1 protein-coding gene and 1 pseudogene are annotated in these 1,212 nt (G+C 66.9%); both read right to left on the minus strand.

Annotation, left to right across the window (positions count from 1 at the left end; all coding sequences use genetic code 11):
• A pseudogene (locus tag ACWDA7_RS53105) lies at positions 1-275 on the minus strand (alpha/beta hydrolase); the annotation flags it as partial.
• Positions 276-649: 374 nt separating this feature from the next.
• Positions 650-1,015, minus strand: a complete 366-nt coding sequence (locus tag ACWDA7_RS53110; protein ID WP_450615447.1) for a DoxX family protein — start codon at positions 1,013-1,015, stop codon at positions 650-652.
• Between the last annotated feature and the right edge of the window lie 197 nt (positions 1,016-1,212).

The following is a 1,212-nucleotide window of genomic DNA, read 5'->3' on the forward strand; positions in this document are numbered from 1 at the left end:
CGGATCGTGTCCTGGACCTTGATGGTGAAGGAACCGTCCCCCCAGTCGCCGTCGGAGTCTCCGATCCCGAGGTTGTCGTAGCGCAGCATCCCGATGCCCTCGCGTGCCAGCTGCTTGCTGACGCGCGAGGCGGCCGGCGAGTTCTTGCCGAGTGTGAATCCGTGGACGAAGATTCCCCAGCCCCGGATCTCGCCATCTGGCAGATCGATTTCTCCTGCCAGTTCCGGGCCGACGATGCTGTTGAATCTCACTTTTTCAGTCATGTTGTTGATCACCTAGGCATGGAGCTGTTCGCGGGGTCGGGGAGGTGAGGGCGACACGGGGTGGTGTCAGGCGCGTGCTCCGGGCAGGAGAGCAGCGAGTGTGGTGCTTGTCGCTGTCGGCGCGTCAGAGGGCCGGCTTGTGGACGGCGGCCGGCTGGGTGGTGAGCAGCTGGCAGTCTCAGGGCTACAAGTCCTTCAAGGACTCGTGGGCCCGCCTCAGGACCGCCTGAGATCAGCTAGACGAACCGCCGGATGCGAGGCCCGCATGTCCGGTGGTTGGGGGGAGGGGGAGGGCCGGGCGAACCGGCCCTCCTACCCGATCGACGGTTTCTCGCGTGGGCGTGCTCGGTGAGGTGAGCGGGGGACCGGAGGCGCGGCTGATACAGTCAGGGCAGGACAGGTCGCGCCGCGCCTCCGGGGTCTTGTCGGACCTCGGATGAGATCCGGTGGTGCAGGGATGACGGTGCCTCGTCGACGTCACTCGGGGTGGGCTCACATGGCCAGGCTGAGGGCCACGGCGGTGGCAGCGGAGAACAGCGTGAGCATGATGGGGCCATGGCCTTTTTCCGGGTGTCGGGCGTTGCGTAGTCGCCACACTGGGCGTGGAAGCCCACGGCTCCGATCATCGTGAGTGCGAAGCCGATGGCGGCCGCGATGCCCAGGGGCTGCCAGAAGAGCCCCACGATCAGGCCGCCGGCCGCTGCGACTTCGGCAGTGCGGCACGCCTGGCTCACCGAGGCCATCATCGGCATCCATACCGCCTCCCGCGGAACCTACCGGCGACGAGGGCTGTCCTGCCTGCGTACTGATAGGTCATTTCTTTGTGTTTTCTTTTTTGCTTTGTCGGGCGGAGTGGGGCGGTGCAGCCGGGCGTCATTGCGCGCGGTTGGTGGGCGGTCGTCGTCGGGCGCCCGCAGGCGCCCCACGCCCCCAAGCGTTTTTCGCCCAG

The organism is Streptomyces sp. NPDC001156 (assembly GCF_053598275.1).